The 14,953-nt window shown below is 67.4% G+C and carries 13 protein-coding genes and 1 riboswitch; of the genes, 8 read left to right on the top strand and 5 right to left on the bottom strand.

Annotated features, from left to right (window positions below; translation table 11 throughout):
- The first annotated feature begins 50 nt into the window (after positions 1–50).
- Positions 51–857, top strand: a complete 807-nt coding sequence (locus TBIF_RS10500; protein ID WP_024794764.1) for an MBL fold metallo-hydrolase — start codon at positions 51–53, stop codon at positions 855–857.
- A 21-nt stretch (positions 858–878) separates the two neighbouring features.
- On the opposite strand, the gene TBIF_RS10495 is transcribed toward TBIF_RS10500, so the two are convergent.
- Entirely contained in the window at positions 879–1,949 is a 1,071-nt protein-coding gene (locus tag TBIF_RS10495; RefSeq protein WP_024794763.1) for a class I SAM-dependent methyltransferase, read from the bottom strand.
- A 704-nt stretch (positions 1,950–2,653) separates the two neighbouring features.
- Here TBIF_RS10495 and TBIF_RS10490 point away from each other — a divergent pair.
- The 4 genes from TBIF_RS10490 to TBIF_RS10475 all read left to right on the top strand — a co-directional run bounded on the left by TBIF_RS10490 (position 2,654) and on the right by TBIF_RS10475 (position 6,849).
- Positions 2,654–3,712 carry a winged helix DNA-binding domain-containing protein gene (locus TBIF_RS10490; protein ID WP_024794762.1) on the top strand — a complete coding sequence of 353 codons (1,059 nt, stop codon included), beginning with the start codon at positions 2,654–2,656 and terminating at the stop codon, positions 3,710–3,712.
- Positions 3,713–3,869: 157 nt separating this feature from the next.
- Positions 3,870–4,100, top strand: coding sequence for a heavy-metal-associated domain-containing protein (locus TBIF_RS10485; protein WP_024794761.1), 231 nt, complete (start codon positions 3,870–3,872; stop codon positions 4,098–4,100).
- Positions 4,101–4,145: 45 nt separating this feature from the next.
- Complete coding sequence (locus tag TBIF_RS10480; RefSeq protein ID WP_024794760.1) at positions 4,146–6,059, top strand: heavy metal translocating P-type ATPase; 1,914 nt, start codon at positions 4,146–4,148, stop codon at positions 6,057–6,059.
- A gap of 37 nt (positions 6,060–6,096) precedes the next feature.
- Positions 6,097–6,849, top strand: coding sequence for a Crp/Fnr family transcriptional regulator (locus TBIF_RS10475; RefSeq protein WP_024794759.1), 753 nt, complete (start codon positions 6,097–6,099; stop codon positions 6,847–6,849).
- 7 nt (positions 6,850–6,856) lie between these two features.
- Here TBIF_RS10475 and TBIF_RS10470 read toward each other — a convergent pair whose 3' ends face one another.
- From TBIF_RS10470 to TBIF_RS23405, 3 genes are read right to left on the bottom strand one after another with little or no spacing between them, the layout of a single operon-like run.
- Complete coding sequence (locus TBIF_RS10470) at positions 6,857–7,255, bottom strand: VOC family protein (protein WP_024794758.1); 399 nt, start codon at positions 7,253–7,255, stop codon at positions 6,857–6,859.
- Positions 7,252–8,109, bottom strand: a complete 858-nt coding sequence (locus tag TBIF_RS23410; RefSeq protein ID WP_038170688.1) for an AraC family transcriptional regulator — start codon at positions 8,107–8,109, stop codon at positions 7,252–7,254. Before TBIF_RS23410 ends, TBIF_RS10470 begins: the two co-directional genes overlap by 4 nt.
- Positions 8,110–8,127: 18 nt before the next feature.
- A complete protein-coding gene (locus TBIF_RS23405) occupies positions 8,128–8,646 on the bottom strand; it encodes a MarR family winged helix-turn-helix transcriptional regulator (RefSeq protein WP_038170687.1) in 519 nt (172 codons plus the stop codon).
- Between the two features lie 101 nt (positions 8,647–8,747).
- Here TBIF_RS23405 and TBIF_RS10455 point away from each other — a divergent pair, with 101 nt between their 5' ends.
- Complete coding sequence (locus TBIF_RS10455; RefSeq protein WP_051461475.1) at positions 8,748–9,557, top strand: LuxR C-terminal-related transcriptional regulator; 810 nt, start codon at positions 8,748–8,750, stop codon at positions 9,555–9,557.
- Here the strand turns inward: TBIF_RS10455 and metE are convergent.
- Entirely contained in the window at positions 9,554–11,791 is a 2,238-nt protein-coding gene (metE, locus tag TBIF_RS10450) for a 5-methyltetrahydropteroyltriglutamate--homocysteine S-methyltransferase (RefSeq protein WP_024794756.1), read from the bottom strand. The two genes, TBIF_RS10455 and metE, sit on opposite strands and share 4 nt — an antisense overlap.
- A gap of 95 nt (positions 11,792–11,886) precedes the next feature.
- A riboswitch (cobalamin riboswitch) is annotated at positions 11,887–12,030 on the bottom strand.
- Positions 12,031–12,090: 60 nt separating this feature from the next.
- Here metE and mftG point away from each other — a divergent pair.
- Together mftG and mdo are read left to right on the top strand one after the other, a co-directional pair.
- Positions 12,091–13,395 carry a mycofactocin dehydrogenase MftG gene (gene mftG, locus TBIF_RS10445; protein WP_038170683.1) on the top strand — a complete coding sequence of 435 codons (1,305 nt, stop codon included), beginning with the start codon at positions 12,091–12,093 and terminating at the stop codon, positions 13,393–13,395.
- Between the two features lie 255 nt (positions 13,396–13,650).
- The gene (mdo, locus tag TBIF_RS10440; RefSeq protein WP_024794754.1) at positions 13,651–14,922 is read left to right on the top strand and encodes an NDMA-dependent methanol dehydrogenase; all 1,272 of its coding nucleotides are present in this window, start codon (positions 13,651–13,653) and stop codon (positions 14,920–14,922) included.
- The last annotated feature ends 31 nt before the right edge of the window (positions 14,923–14,953 follow it).

Below are 14,953 nucleotides of genomic sequence, written 5' to 3'. Positions count from 1 at the left end.
GTTCACGCGTTAAGCCGAAATCCAGGGGCCTTGTGAGGTCTACTGGGTGGGTGAACGATCAGCCGATGTGCGTCACGTGTGGGGTGCAATACCCGTACGGGATCGATCTGGGCGTGTGCCCCATCTGCGCCGACGAGCGGCAGTACGTCGGATACGACGGCCAGCTATGGACCACGTCGGCGCAGGTGGGGGACAACCATGTCAACGTTTTCCGCCAGGAGGTTCGCGGGCTCTGGGGCATCGGTACCGAGCCCCATTTCGCCATCGGCCAACGCGCGCTCATCGTGCCGGGTGAGGGTGGCAACCTGTTGTGGGACTGTGTCAGCCTCGTCGACGACGCCACGGTGGACCGCATCAACGAGCTCGGTGGGCTGGCCGCCATCGCGATCTCGCACCCGCACTATTACAGCGCGATGCACGAGTGGAGCGAGGCCTTCGGCGGTATCCCCATCCACCTGCACGCCGACGACGAGCAGTGGATCCCCGTGCGTGACGGGGCGGTGCGGCTCTGGTCCGGGGACTCCTTCGAGGCACTGCCCGGCCGCACCCTGCTCAACCCCCGCATCCACTTCGCCGGCGGGGCCATCGTGCACTGGGACGGGCTCGACGGCCGCGGCGCCCTGTGCACCGGCGACATCCTGCAGGTGGTCGCGGACCGCCGCTGGGTCGGCTTCATGTACAGCTATCCCAACCTGATTCCGGAGCATCCGGAAACTGTGCGGCGGGCCGTGAAGCTGCTGGCCGAGTACGACTTCGACGTTCTCTACGGCGCCTGGTGGGACAAGGTCGTCGACGGCGACGCCAAGGCCGCGGTCTCCCGCTCCGCCGAGCGCTACCTCGCGCACCTCGGGCTCTGACGCGACCCGGCTTCGTCCCCGTCAGGGTCTGGCCTCGAGGACCATGTTGAACGGTGTCTCGGCGACCTTGCGGACCTGGTTGAACCCCGCGCCGAGGATTACCTCGGACAGTTTGGCCGCGCCGGCCTGCGTGCCGAGCGCCAGCCCTACCTCCTGGGATAGCGAGCACGGCGTGCACAGCAGTGTGGAGAAGCCGTAGTAGAGCCTGCCCACGGGATTGAGATTGTCCTCGACACGATCGCCGGCGATGGGCTCGACGACCATCCACGTACCGTCCGGGGCGAGCACCTCGCGCACATGCCGGGCAGCGCCAGCGGGGTCGCCCATATCGTGCAGGCAATCGAACATCGTGACCAAGTCGTAGTCGCTGCCGGGAATCGAGGCCGCTGGGGCGCATTCGAACGTGGCGCGCTCCGCCACCCCGGCCTCCGCGGCACGGTCCCGGGCGGCGGCGATCGATTCGGCGTGGTAGTCGGAGCCAAAGAAGGCGGACCGCGGAAAGGCCTGCGCCATCACGATCGTCGAGGCACCGTATCCGCACCCGACGTCGGCGACTCGTGCCCCGGACTCCAGCTTCCCGACCACCCCGTTGAGCGCGGGCAGCCAGCTTCCAACGAGGTTGGCGTTATAGCCCGGACGGAAGAACCGCTCGCAGCCTTGATGGATGTCCTCGTTGTGCTGGTGCCAGCCGAACCCGGCGCCGGTGCGCGCGTCGGCGAAGATAGCCGGCGCATCGCGGCAGGTGCCGTTCGCGATCTGGAATAGCCCTGGGAGAAATACGGGGGATTGCTCGTCTGCGAGGGCGGCGGCGTGCTCGGCCGGAAGGGTGTATCGCGCGGTGGCCGGGTCGTAGTCGATATAGCCGCCCGCAGCCTGGGCGCAAAGCCACTCACGGGTGTAATGCTCGTCGACACCGGTGCGCTGGGCGAGCTCGGCGTGCGTTACCGCGGCGCCGTCGGCCATGGATCGGTAAAAACCGAGGCGGTCGCCCATCTCTACGAGGGTCGCATTCAAGGTGGCGCCGACTTCGCCAACCACACGGAAGACGAAGTCCATCAACTTGTCCTGGTCGATCGTCGTGTTGGTACTCATCGGGGTGTCCCTTCATCTCATCCGGAACGCTGACGCGAACCGCGGATTCTGGCCATGGTGGCCTCCTGCGATGGTGTGCAACCTTGACGGTAGGCACACGCGGCGGGTATCTCATGGGGCAAATGCCCCATTCTCAGTAGGGCATCTCCAGTTGGTCGACGATCCCGTACTTCGAGGCGCAGAGGCTGGCGGTGAAAATAAGTCCGCGAGTGCGGGATCGAACTGGGTGCCGCGTCGGCTCCTCGCCATCTCCATAGCGGCCTGAGTGCCTCGTGCCCGGGCGAATACCTCACAGGTGTTGCTGAGGTGCACAATCCGCACCTCGAGCGGAATCTGCTCGTGCCGACATCCCGCAGGCAAGCCGGCACCGTCCCAGCGCTCGAAGGTGAAGGCGAGTCGTCGAGTCACTTCCGGCTCGACCCCCAATTGGTCGGCCAGGGCAGTCGCCGAGGCGAACTGCGCGTCCGCCCTGAAGCTGAGGTCGTTGCCGAACACGTCGGCGAGTATGTGGGGTGTTCCATTGGCCGCCCGAGGCCGAGGTCAAAAGCCAGGGACAGGGCCGCGAGCAGTTCCGTGCGGCGTGGCATGAGGCTTGCCGCGATCACGTTTGCCCGGCCCATTCTCCCGGCGGCCATACCGACTATCGTACCGATCCTGGCCTCGACGTCCGTGCCGGCTGACAGATCGGGTGGATACGATTGGCTATGTCCAATCGTGAGATCGCGCTCCTGCGCCTGGCCGCGCAGCGAATCATCGGCCCGGGATTCGGCTCGGCCGGCGAAGTGGTCCGACACCTGACCGCGATGCAGGGCCAGGACCTGCCCGGCGCGATGATCTCAACTGCGTTGCGCACCAGCACTGTTGACCGTGGGCTCGTCGTTGAGGCGATGAACGCGGGGGAGATAGTCCGGTCCTGGCCCATGCGCGGCACGCTGCATCTGGTGCCGGCGGAGGATCTGGGTTGGATGCTCGCGCTCACCGCTCCGCGCGTCATGAAGTCGGCCGCGCGCCGACGCGTCGAGCTCGACATCGACGACCGCCGGCTGGCGCGGGCGGGCGAGCTGGCCGTCGAGGCGCTCAGTGGGGGCAGGGCCCTGCGGAGGGCGGAGCTGATTGAGTTGTGGGAGAAGGATGGACTGCTCGGGGAGGTGGGTCGGAGCTACCACCTGCTCGCACATCTGGCGTGGGATGGGCTGCTGTGCTTCGGGCCGTATCAGGGCGGCGCGCAATCGCTGGTGCTGCTCGACGAATGGGTCGCGAGCCCACGCCAACTGACCAGGGAAGAGTCCCTCGGCGAGTGGGTCCTGCGCTACTTCCGCAGCCACGGTCCGGCCACGATCAAGGACTTCGCGTGGTGGACGAAGCTGACGCAGCCAGATATCAAGGCGGGGCTGGCGATCGCGCGGCCGCACTTGGACTCGATGACGGCGGACGGCGCCGAGTACCTCATGGACCCACAGACTCCGGACCTGCTTGCGGAGCACCGGACCGATGCCCAGCGCATGCTGTTGCTGCCGGGCTTCGACGAGTTCATCCTCGGCTATGGCGACCGTTCCGCGGCGCTGCCAGCAGAGCACGCTGGCCAGGTGGTGCCCGGCAACAACGGGATGTTCCGCGGAACCGTCGTCGCGGACGGCCGCATCGTGGGCACCTGGAAAAAGGGCGGCACCCCGAAAAACGGTCAGATCGACGCGATGCCGTTCGCAACATTCACAAAGTCAAAGGAAAAAGCGTTATCTGAGCTATTCTTAGCCTTGCCTTAATTGCGCAAATAAGTGCACTTATCAAGTGCCGTGTGTCACCTTCCCTCCTGCATATGCAGACAATTGACCTGGATCATGGTCGCACCGCTTCTGCTGTCTTAATGTTCGATCTACCAGGCCAGGTGGTCTGGAAATCGAATTCGAAGGGATCAAGAAGATGAGCGCGGTCGCCAATAAATTGCTTCTCCGGGCCGAGGGGTTCTCCTGCCCGTCCTGCGTCGAGAAAATTGAGAAGCGGGTCGGCAAACTCAAGGGCGTCAGCAAGGTCAAGGTGCATTTCGCCTCCGCACGCATCGAGGTCGAGCATGATCCGGCGATCGCGAGCGTCGAGGACATCGTGGCCGCGGTCGCGAAGGCCGGCTACGTCGCCAAGCCCTCAGCTTTCTAGATGTCGGCGTTCTAGTCCCTCACCCTCGTTGGAAAGGAAAAGATCATGGGCAAGCTACGCGCACTAGGCCATAGGCGCTGGCGGATCCCGCTCGTCTCGGGACTGCTGATTCTCCTCTCGATCCTCGTCGCGAGGGCGATTGGCAACGACACGGCCAGCGACATCGTGATGGTCGGGGCGGCGATCGTCGCTGGCACCCCGATCGCCATCAAGGCGTTCCGGGCGCTCACCGCGACGGTCATCGGCATCGACCTCTTGGTGACCGTTGCGGCCGTCGGCGCGATCATCATCGGCGAGTACTGGGAGGCCGCGGCGGTCACCTTCCTCTTCGCCATCGGGCACGCTCTTGAGCAGGCGACCCTGAACAAGACCCGATCGGCGCTCGCGGAACTAGTCGCCGTCGCCCCCGATATCGCCGTCGTGATGCGGGACGGGGAGCAGGTCGAGATCCCCGCCGGCGAGGTGATCATGGGCGAGGTAGTCCTGGTCAAGAACGGCTCGAAGGTGCCGGTCGACGGCGTGGTCCTCGACGGCGTCGGGACGCTGGACGAGGCCTCGATCACCGGCGAGTCGCTGCCCGTGGAGAAGAGCACAGGCGACAAGGTTTTCGCCGGCACCGTCTCGAACGGCGGCTTCCTACAGGTGCGGGCGACTGGCATCGGCGCCGACACCACCCTCGCCCGCATCATCCACCGCGTCGAGGACGCCCAAGATGCGAAGGCGCGCACCCAGCAGTTCATGGACCGCTTCTCCGCCTGGTATACCCCCGGCATCATGGTCTTGGCGATTGTCGTCGGCGTCCTCACCGGCAACGTGGTGCTCGGACTGACCCTGCTGGTCATCGGCTGCCCCGGCGCGCTGGTCATCTCGATCCCCGTCTCGATCGTGGCCGGCATCGGCCGCGCCGCGAAGGACGGGATCCTGATCAAGGGCGGCGAGTTCCTCGAGACCTCGGCCAAGATCGACGTGGTCGCGGTGGACAAGACCGGCACCCTGACCGTCGGACGGCCCAAGCTCACCGACGTGGTGGTGCTGGGCGAGGGCCTGGACCGCGCGCAGGTGCTCGGCTGGGCGGCGCGCGCCGAGGCCGGCTCGGAGCACCCACTGGCTAGGCCGATCCTGGAGGCCGCCGCGGCCGAGGGGCTTAGCGTGCCGGGGCTACCCGATCACACCGAGCCCGTGATGGGCAAGGGGATCGTCGTGCAGGTGGACGGCCGCCGGGTCCTGGTGGGCAACCTCGCGCTCCTCGACCAGTTCGGCGTGGAGCAGGGCGAGGCCGCCGCCGCCGCGGATGAGCTAGCGGCCCAGGGCCGGACCCCGATGATTATCGCGGTGGACGAGCAGGTGCTCGGCATCATCGGCGTCGCCGACGAGGTTCGCCCCGCCGCGGCCTCCATGGTCCAGCAGTTGCGCAAGAACGGCGTCAAGAAGGTCATCATGCTGACCGGCGACACCCGCCTGGTCGGCGAGGCGATCGGCAAGATCGCCGGCGTCGACGAGGTCCGCGCCAGCCTCCTGCCGGAGGACAAGCTCGACGCGGTCGCGGAGCTGCAGCGCCAAGGCCACGTGGTCGCGATGGTGGGCGACGGCGTCAACGACGCGCCCGCGCTGGCCACCGCCGACATCGGCGTGGCGATGGGCGCGGCCGGCTCGGCGGTGGCCGTCGAGACCGCGGATATCGCGCTGATGGGCGACGACCTGCTGAAACTGCCCGAGGCGATCTCGCTGGCCCGCCGCACCGTGAACAACATGCGGCAGAACATCGCCGTCGCGATGATCACCGTCACCGTGCTGCTCGCAGGGGTCCTGTTCGGCGGCGTCACCATGGCACTCGGAATGCTCGTGCACCAGGCGTCGGTGCTCATCGTCATCGCCAACGCGATGCGACTGCTCCGCCGTCACCGCAACCAGCGGCAGATCGCGCAGGCCACGCACGAGCCGGAGCTAGTGAAGGTTTGACCGGTTAGCGCGACGGTTGGCTAGGCTCGGGGACATCATGACCGTCCCCGAGCCGTCCCGGCGTTCCACACCACTGCGCTCCTGCGAGGTTCCGCATGACTGCGCCGTCGCCGTCCGACTGGAGGTGATCTCGCAGGCCAAGTACTTCCGGGGCTTGGCGGACGACGCGATCGCCGAGATCGACGCACTCATGCAGGTGCGAGGCTTTGGCGAGGGGGCTCACATCTACACCGCCGGCGGCCCGGCGGAACACCTATTCGTGCTGGCCGAGGGCAGGGTCAAACTGAGCCGCACGACGGAGTCCGGCCGCGATGTCGTCGTCGACATCATTGGCCCCGGGCAGCTCTTCGGGACCCTCCCCACGCTGGGTAGAACCGACTACCCGGACAGCGCCGAGGCGTTGACGGTCTGCTGCGTGCTGCGGATCAGGGGCGACGACTTCCGCGAGGTGATGCTCCGCCATCCGCAGGTCGCGGTCACCGTCGCCGGGGACCTCGCGCGGCAGCTGGAGGAGGCCCGCCACTCGGTCAAGCTGCTCTCCGGCAGCTCCGTCGAGCAACGCGTCGCCAGCGCGCTGCTGGCCCTCGCCGCCAAGATGGGGGAGCGGGAGGGGGATTCGACGCTGATCCAGGTGCCGCTCACGCGCAGCGATCTCGCCGCGATGACGGGCACCACCACCGAGTCCGTCAGCCGGGTGATGAGCCGCCTGCAGAAGGCCGGCGTCATCGAGACCGGCCGCCGGTGGACGTCGATCCTGAACCTGCCCGCTCTGCGTTCGCTCGCCGCCTGACCTTCGCTCAGGACCTCCGAGGCTCCCCGCGATAGGGGCCGAAGCTCCACTGATTGCCCTCGGGGTCCGCCACGGCGAATTCGCGGTTGCCGTAGTCCTGGTCCGCGACGTGGCGGATGATCGTCGCGCCGGCGGCCTTGGCCCGCTCGTAGAGCGCATCCACGTGCTCGGTCACCACATATGCGCCGAAAGTCCCCGGTGGCAGGCTCCACTCGCCATCCGGTTTGTGGTCGCCAAGCATGATGCCGCCGCCCTCGGGCCAATCGAGCTGTGCGTGGGCTATCTTGCCGTCCTCCGTATAGGCCGCGGTCTCCTCGAACCCGAGGGTGCCGACGAGCCAATCGATCAGCGCCCGCGCGTCGCGTGCTTGCAAAGTCGGCCATACCGTCGGTGCTGGTGTGTTCATGACGTCAATCCTGTCGGAGGTTGATGTCCGCCGGCTTGGATATTTCGGAACTCATCGGCAACGAAGCGACTGGGTGCACGGTCTGTGAACAGGTGGAAATCACGCGCCAGGTGGGACTGATCATAGAATCCGCAGCGGACGGCTATTTCTGCCAAGTTCGGTGTGGTCCCCGCTCGGACCTGGGCCCCGATGCGCCCGAGCGCGTGGTCGAAGCGCAGCAGCCGGGCGAGCATTTTGGGGCCGACGCCAAGCTCCTGGGTCATCAGCTTAGATAGTTGGCGCTCGCTCACCCCGACTTCGTCGGCGAGCTCGGCGACTGACCTCGCGCCGCCTGCGCTCGCCAAGCATGACCAGGCGCCGGTGACCTCCCGCCGGACTGTGGAGGGGAGCCCCGCCCGAGTCGTGAAGTATTCCTCGACGGCAGCCAATCTAGCTGGCCACGAGTCGATCTCGTGTAGGCGCTGACGGAGTTGGCGGGCGTCGGGGCCGAGCACAGACTCCGCCTCCCACGTGCGTTGCGCCAGCTCGGCCGTGGGCATGCCAAACAATCGGCGGGCAGCGAGCGGATGCACGGCGAGCTGGATACCGCGCTCGCTCACCGGTTGCCGGATGTAAGCGGGCCGGGTGTGCAGCCCAGACACCAAGGCGTCGTGTGCGCGGGTCCGACCCCGCTGCCAACTCTCTGCGTCGTCCGCCATCTCAATGGGGTCGTCGAGGCTGATGACCACCGTGAGGCTGCCCGATGGCACGCCCTGGTGCACGCCCACCGGCTGGCCCGTGCTCTCGTAGCCATAGATGGCCGAGATGCCGGGGACGGAGGACGTGGCCCGGACAAACATCAGCTGGGGCTCCATCACCCGATTATGCGCCGACTATGAGTCGGGGGCGACGAAATCTCCGGCGTCGCGGCGCAGGTCTGTGAGCACATCGACCAGCGACGTCACGGCCTCCTGGTCGATACCCGGCTGGCCGAACACGACGGTATTGAGCTCGGCGGTGGTGGCCATCGCCAATTCCCGGCCGGCGTCGGTGATCTCGACCAGTGTGGTGCGGCGATCGCTCGGGTGCGCCTGCCGCTGCACCAGCCCGACGGCCTCGAGCCTGTCCACGACATTGGTCACGCTCGTCGGATGCACCTGCAGGCGGGCACTGGCCTTGGCCATCGGCAGTGCGCCGCTGCGAGTGAACAGCAGCAGCATCAACATCTCGTACCGGGCGAAGGTCAGGCCGTGCGGTTTGAGGACCCGCTCCACCCGGCTGAGCATGATCTGGTGGGCACGCATCACCGAAGTCACCGCGGCCATGCCATCGGCCACATCACCCCAGCCGTGTGCGCCCCACTGCCGATGGGCTTCGGCGATGGGGTCGGCGGGGAGGGGGACAGTGGCCATGTCCTGGAACTATACCGACCGCGATACTCTGCCCACGCAGTTCTCCCGGCCTGCGAGTCTAAGATGAGCGCAGGATATGGCCAAGGACAAGAGGAGCAGGGGTGACAAACGAAGACCGCGCGGCAATCCGTGACGCTCTGGCCCGTTTGCGCCTGGAGTCCGGCCTGCCGATGTTGTTCGGCGGCGCGTTGACCGGCACTGACAGGCTGCAGATCACCGAGTTTATCGGCGCGCAGAGCGGCACAATGCGCGGACTACGCGTCGAGTCGGGGTCCGGGTTGGGCGGCAAGGCGATGGCGCTGCGCAGGCCGGTGATCGTCAACGACTATGCCCGGGCCGAGGCCATCACCCACGACTACGACGAGGCTGTCGTCGGTGAGGGCATCCGCACGATGGTCGGCGTTCCGGTGGTGGTCGGCCGATCCGTGCGGGCGGTGCTCTATGGGGCGTTGCGCACCAACGTCAGCGTGGGAGATCGCGTGGTTGACTCCGTGATCACCGCCGGGCGTGTGCTGGAGCAGGACCTCGCGGTGCGTGACGCATTCGAGGCGCAGAGCCCCGCCGTCGAGGCCTTCCCGAAAGCGGGGCTCGACGCGGCCGCGGTCCGCGAGCAGCTCTTCGAACTGGCGGGACGAGTCGACGATGAGCAGATCCAGGGCCAACTGCTCAGGCTCCTAAAGGGGCTGCCCACACCGGACCAGATCGAGATCCTCACCAGGTCGCCGCTGAGCCCGCGTGAGACCGAGGTCCTCATGCACGTTGCGGTGGGGCGGACCAACGCGGTGATCGGGGAGCAGATGGGCGTCGGCGCGGAGACGGTGAAGAGCTACCTGCGGACCGCCATGCGCAAGCTGGACGTCAATAACCGCATCGAGGCCGTGGTGGCCGCGCGCCGGGGCGGATTGCTCTAGAGCCGAGCGCGGACCATTAGCGTCGCCTCGACCATATTGCGGAGCGACTCCTCGACCTCGGTGGTGCCGCGGGTCTTGAGCCCGCAGTCCGGGTTCACCCACAACCGGGAGGCTGGCACGGCATCGAGCGCCTCGCGGAGGAGCCGCTCGATTTCCACGACGGAGGGCACGCGCGGCGAGTGGATGTCATACACGCCGGGGCCGACGCCCAGATGGAAGCCCACCTCGTTGAGATCGCGGAGGACCTCCATGTGCGAGCGCGCCGCCTCGATCGAGGTCACGTCGGCGTCGAGGGCGACAATTGCGTCGATCACCTCGCCAAACTCCGAGTAGCACAGGTGTGTGTGGACCGAGGTCACATCCGCGACACCCGAGGTGGAGATCCGGAACGCCCGCACAGCCCAGTCGAGATAGGGCTGCTTATCGGCATTGCGGAGGGGGAGGAGCTCGCGCAGCGCGGGCTCATCGACCTGGATTACCTTGATGCCGGCGGCCTCCAAGTCGACGGTCTCGTCGCGGATGGCCAGGGCAACCTGGTCGGCGGTCTCGGCCAGCGGCTGATCGTCGCGCACGAACGCCCAGGCCAGAATGGTGACCGGTCCCGTGAGCATGCCCTTGACCGGTTTCGTGGTCAGATTCTGCGCGTAGTGGGCCCAGTCGACGGTCATCGGCGCGGGCCGGCTGACGTCGCCGAACAGCACCGGCGGGCGCACGCAGCGCGAGCCATAGGACTGCACCCAGCCGCTCTGCGTGGCGAAGAAGCCGTCGAGCTGCTCGGCGAAGTACTGCACCATGTCATTGCGCTCGGGCTCGCCGTGCACCAGCACATCGATGCCGAGGTTCTCCTGCAGATCGATGACGTCGGCAATCTCGCGCTTCATCCGCGAGGTGTACTCCGCCTCGTCGATGAGGCCCTTGCGCAGCTCGGCGCGGGCCACGCGGATCTGCGCGGTCTGGGGGAAGGACCCGATGGTCGTCATCGGCAGCACCGGCAGGGCGATCGCCTCGGCCTGGGCGGCGGCGCGATCATCGCCGCGTCGGGCATCGGAATCGGTCAGGCCCGCCAATCGTGCGCGCACCGCGGGATTGTTCAGTCGCGGATCGGTGGCGCGGGTGGCGAGGGCAGCCCGGGCGGCGGCCAGGGGCCGGGCGACGGAGTCGACACCCTCGGCCACCGCGTGGGATAGCAGTGCGACCTCGCTGAGCTTCTCCGCGCCGAATGCCAGCCACCCGCGCAGCGCATCGTCGATCCCGGTCTCCGCGGCCAGGGTGTATGGCACGTGCAGGAGCGAGCATGAGGTGGACACGGCGACGGGGCCAGCCAGCGAGCGCAGAGTGGTGAGCGCGTTGTCGAGGTCCGTGCGCCAGATGTTGCGCCCGTCCACCACGCCGGCGACCAGAAGCTTGCCGTTGAGGGGGACGGCGGGAACGGCTCCGGCGACGAGGTCCAGGGCGACGCCCTCAATCTCGGTGGCAGCCAGCGCGGGCAGCGCCTCGCCCAAGCGCCCGAAGTACGAGGCGACCAGGATGGCCGGACGATCTACCGCCGACGACAGGGTCTCGTACACGCGGGAGACGGTGGCGATCTGGTCCGCGTCGAGGTCCTTGACGAGCGCGGGCTCGTCGATCTGGACCCACTGCGCGCCCGCGGCCCGCAACTGGCCCAGCAACGAGACGTAGAGCGGCAGCAGGTCGTCGAGGCGATCCAGCAGATTGGAGCCGTCGAGCGCCTTGGACAGCAGCAGGTACGTGATGGGTCCGATCACCACGGGGCGGGCCGGGATACCTTGCGCCAGGGCATCTTCGAGCTCGCCCAGGATCTTGGCGGGGTTGAGGGCGAACTCGGTCGAGGCGGAGAGTTCCGGGACCAGGTAGTGGTAATTGGTGTCGAACCACTTGGTCATCTCCAGCGGCTGCACTGTGTCGTTGCCGCGGGCGGCCGCGAAGTAGCGGTCGAGCTCATCCTCGATGCCCGCGACCCGCGCCGGCAGCGCGCCGAGCAGGACGGACATGTCGAGCATGTGGTCGTAATACGAGAAGGTGCCGACGGGCACCGAGTCCAGGCCCGCCGCGGCCAATGCGGCGAGGCCGTCCCGGCGAAGCTCGAAGCCGACTGTGTGCAGCGCGTCGGCGTCGATGCGCCCGGCCCAATACGATTCCACGGCCCTCTTCAGCTCGCGGCCCGGGCCAATCCGGGCAGCGCCCAGAACGGTGGTGGCAAAATTCTCGGTCATGATGGTCTCCAAATCCCGACATCGGATGGATCACCGCCGTGGGCCCCGGGATTGCGCGGAGCCCCCCTCGCAGAGGTGAGCCGGGCCGGGCACGGTCGCGCCCGGCACAGATGGCAGGTATTCGGACTTGTGGGCTGGCGAACGACTTTGGGGCCCACTCACCGCTGCGGGGCAGTCCCGGCTTCTTACCGGATTCCCTCTTGCGACGCGCGACGCAATCCTTCGGGGCCCCTCATGGAACCGCCGCGCGAACCAGCTGCGTGATTCAGCATAGCCCCGGCGCCTGCCACACTGGCGGCATGGATCTACTCATCGTGGGCGGCGGCTCGTGCGGGGCGGTGCTCGCCGCACGGCTGAGCGCGGACCCCACGCGCCGGGTCCTCCTAGTGGAGTCCGGTCCGGGCGCGGCGATCCCCGAGCGCCTCGACACCTTGCCCATCGGTCCCGGTAGCTACCGGACGACCATGTACGACGCGCAGCTCTCGGACACGGTCACCACGACCCTGGTGCGCGGCCGGGGAGTGGGCGGATCCGGCGCGGTCAACGGCGGCTACTTCATGCGCGGCGCCCCGACGGATTTTGCGGACTGGGGGAGCGGTCTGTGGACGTATGAGCAGGTCCTGCCGTTCTATCGCCGCCTCGAGCATGATCACGACTTCGGCGGCCCCGGCCATGGCGGCACGGGCCCCATGCCGATTCGCCGAGTGCCCCGCGAGCGCTGGCACCCCTTGAGCGAGGCCTTCGCCCAGGCGGCGCTGGATGCGGGCCTGCCGTGGGAGGCCGACAAGAACGGCGGGCTCACCGCAGGCGGCATCGGCCCGGTCCCGCTGAACATGGACGAGTTGGGCCATCGCATCGACACCGCAACCTGCTACCTGGAAGGGCGACCGAACTTGGAGGTCCGGACGAACACGACGATCCGCCGGCTCGTCATCCGCGCAGGCGCCGTCGCCGGGGTGGAGACCGCAGACGGCGCTGTCATCAACGCGGACAAGATCATCCTGTGCGCCGGCGGGATCGGCAGCGCGCTGATCATGCTCCGGTCGAATCTGACCGCCGGGCAGACCTTCTCCGATCATCCCGAGGTCGCGGTGCCGTATGTCCCCAGCCAGCCCGCAGCACGTGGCCACCCGCTGTTAGAGGCCACCCTGAACCTCGGCGAGGACTTGGAGCTCCGGCCGTATACCGCCTCGTTCGGGGACGCGGTGCCCGGCAACCCGCCGATGCCCCCGCATGTCGGCGTCGCTCTGATGAGCCCGCGCAGCCGCGGCCAGGTCACTGTTGACGCAGACGGCGGGGTCCACATCAAGCACGGCTACCTGCAGGACCCGGCCGATAAGGCGATCGCGGCACATGGCGTCGCGCTCGCGCAGGAGCTCATCCGCACCTCTGGCATCGGCACCCCGCTCGAGCCGGTGCTGGGCACCTCGCAGCACCTGTCCGGCAGCTGCGCGATGGGGAACGTGGTGGATGAGCGGCTCAAGTCCCTCGAGGTCGACAGCCTGTGGATTGCGGACACGTCCGTGTTCCCACGCATCCCCAGCCGCGGCCCGCATGCGACGGCCGTGATGCTCGCCGAGCGGGCCGCGGAGCTGATCGGGTAGCACCGTAAGTGCGAAAATCCTCCACTCTCAGACCGTCAATTGCCGATTATCGGCAATCCGGGTAGTGAGAGTGGAGGATTTTCGCGTTCGAAGCGCGTGGAGCCCCAGTAGAGGGCCGCGACCCTGCCCAAGTGGACGGGTTTGTCCTCCCGACCGGACGGTACCGGCAGATATCCCTTGTGACCGGAGTCACGGGCGGCGCACAGTCGATCTCGACGTCGACGAACACCCGATCCCGGTCATGAGGAGCACACAATGGCAATCGAGCTGAACCAGATTTGGGACTTCCCGATCAAGGAGTTCCACCCCTTCCCCCGAGCCCTGCTGGGGGTCGGCGCACACGACATCGTCGGTGTCGAGGCGAAGAACCTCGGCTTCAAGCGCACCCTGCTGATCACCACCGGCCTGCGCGGCTCCGGCATCATCGAGGAGCTCATCGGCAAGATCAAGCACCAGGGCGTGGACGTGGTGCTCTACGACGGCGTCGAGTCCAACCCCAAGGACTACAACGCGATGGAAGCCGCCGCGATGTACACGAAGGAGAAGTGCGACAGCATCATCTCCGTCGGCGGTGGCTCCAGCCACGACGCCGCGAAGGGCGCCCGCGTCGTGATCGCCCACGACGGCCGCAACATCAACGAGTTCGAGGGCTTCTCCAAGTCCACCAACAAGGAGAACCCGCCGCACATCGCGGTCTCCACCACAGCCGGCACCGGCTCGGAGACCTCCTGGGCGTACGTCATCACCGACACCTCCGACATGGAGACCCCGCACAAGTGGGTGGGCTTCGATGACGCTTGCATCCCGACCCTCGCTATCGACGACCCGCTGCTGTACTACTCCCTCCCTCAGCACTTCACGGCGTACTGCGGCTTCGATGTCCTGGCCCACGGCTCCGAGCCGTTCGTCTCCCGCCTGGACTTCGCGCCCTCGCTCGGCAACGCCCTGTACTCGATGGAGCTGGTGGCGAAGAACCTGCGCGAGGCCGTGTTCGAGCCGCATAACCTCAAGGCCCGCGAGGGCATGATGCACGCGCAGTACATCGCGGCGCAGGCCTTCAACTCCGGCGGCCTCGGCATCATCCACTCCATCTCGCATGCCATGAGCGCGTTCTTCGACAGCCACCACGGCCTCAACAACGCGATCGCGCTGCCCCGGGTGTGGGAGTACAACCTGCCCTCGCGCTATAAGCACTTCGCCCGCATCGCGTCGGTCATGGGCGTCGACACCCGCAACATGACGACGGTGCAGGCGGCCGACGCCGCGGTGGAGGCCGCGATCCGGCTCTCCGAGGACGTCGGCATCCCGAAGAACTTCGGCTCGGTGCGCACCGACACGTACGAGAAGAACCGGATGAACCTGGGCAAGTACGCGGGCGTCGGCGAGACCATCCCCGGCGACGCGGCCACCGTGCGCAGGATCTCCGAGCACATCCAGGACGACTGGTGCACGCCCGGCAACCCGCGCGAGGTCACGGTCGAGTCGACCATCCCCGTCGTCGACCACTGCATCAACGGCGTGTACTAAATCCCGCCCAACCCTGTGGCCGGGGCGGTTC

This window comes from Tomitella biformata AHU 1821, from assembly GCF_000524475.1.
GTDB lineage: Bacteria > Actinomycetota > Actinomycetes > Mycobacteriales > Mycobacteriaceae > Tomitella > Tomitella biformata.
The sequence above is the reverse complement of the archived record's forward strand: the minus strand, read 5'-3'. Positions and strand labels throughout refer to the sequence as shown.

Excerpts from the sequence above, each read along its gene's own strand:
- TBIF_RS10475 (WP_024794759.1), top strand. The coding sequence starts at position 6,097 with ATGACCGTCCCCGAGCCGTCCCGGCGTTCCACACCACTGCGCTCCTGC.
- mftG (WP_038170683.1), top strand. The coding sequence starts at position 12,091 with ATGGATCTACTCATCGTGGGCGGCGGCTCGTGCGGGGCGGTGCTCGCC.
- metE (WP_024794756.1), bottom strand. The coding sequence starts at position 11,791 with ATGACCGAGAATTTTGCCACCACCGTTCTGGGCGCTGCCCGGATTGGC.
- TBIF_RS10495 (WP_024794763.1), bottom strand. The coding sequence starts at position 1,949 with ATGAGTACCAACACGACGATCGACCAGGACAAGTTGATGGACTTCGTC.
- TBIF_RS10480 (WP_024794760.1), top strand. The coding sequence starts at position 4,146 with ATGGGCAAGCTACGCGCACTAGGCCATAGGCGCTGGCGGATCCCGCTC.
- TBIF_RS23410 (WP_038170688.1), bottom strand. The coding sequence starts at position 8,109 with ATGGAGCCCCAGCTGATGTTTGTCCGGGCCACGTCCTCCGTCCCCGGC.
- TBIF_RS10470 (WP_024794758.1), bottom strand. The coding sequence starts at position 7,255 with ATGAACACACCAGCACCGACGGTATGGCCGACTTTGCAAGCACGCGAC.
- TBIF_RS10490 (WP_024794762.1), top strand. The coding sequence starts at position 2,654 with ATGTCCAATCGTGAGATCGCGCTCCTGCGCCTGGCCGCGCAGCGAATC.
- mdo (WP_024794754.1), top strand. The coding sequence starts at position 13,651 with ATGGCAATCGAGCTGAACCAGATTTGGGACTTCCCGATCAAGGAGTTC.
- TBIF_RS10485 (WP_024794761.1), top strand. The coding sequence starts at position 3,870 with ATGAGCGCGGTCGCCAATAAATTGCTTCTCCGGGCCGAGGGGTTCTCC.
- TBIF_RS23405 (WP_038170687.1), bottom strand. The coding sequence starts at position 8,646 with ATGGCCACTGTCCCCCTCCCCGCCGACCCCATCGCCGAAGCCCATCGG.